Below are 632 nucleotides of genomic sequence, written 5' to 3'. Positions count from 1 at the left end.
ACTTTCGTAACTTGTCCATTTTGATCACGTTCAAATGTAAATGAATCTTTTCCATTTCGCTTTTCACCAATGACGCGATCTGCTGTATCATATACAGATTCTAAGATAGAACCGTTTGGCATTTTCGTTTTAATCTTGTTTGCATTTTCATCGTACGTATGTTCAATACGACGGTTCAACGCATCGATATACACTGTATTTTTATTATCTACATCATATTCATATTTGTGTGTTTGTGTTTTCCCACCAAACATGACAGATTTCTCTGTTGTGTTTCCATTATGATCATAACGATAATTTACAGACGTACCATTTTTCAAAGTAACCTTCGTTAATAAATTATCTTTGTTATAATCATATAGTTTTGTATTTCCTTTTTCATCTGTTTCGCTCTTTTTATTTCCTGATGCATCGTATGTGAATGTATTCTTCTGCCCTTCTTCATCATACGCGGCAACAACATTGCCATCGTTGTCGTACTCGTTTTTAATAAGAGCGTTACCTTCTAGTAAACGGATGTTATCAAACCAAACTTTCCCTTTGTTATTATTTCTAAAGAGAAGATAGATTTCCATACGTTTAATTGGTTTTGTTGCTGGAATCACAACTGCACTACGATTCCAATCATTTGT

1 pseudogene is annotated in these 632 nt (G+C 33.5%); it reads right to left on the bottom strand.

Going from position 1 to position 632, the window contains the following annotated elements:
- A pseudogene (locus tag MR083_RS26805) lies at positions 1–632 on the bottom strand (wall-associated protein); the annotation flags it as partial.

Source organism: Bacillus cereus group sp. BfR-BA-01408, from assembly GCF_022663305.1.
GTDB classification, from domain to species: domain Bacteria; phylum Bacillota; class Bacilli; order Bacillales; family Bacillaceae_G; genus Bacillus_A; species Bacillus_A pacificus.
This window is presented reverse-complemented; position numbering and strand designations above follow the sequence as displayed.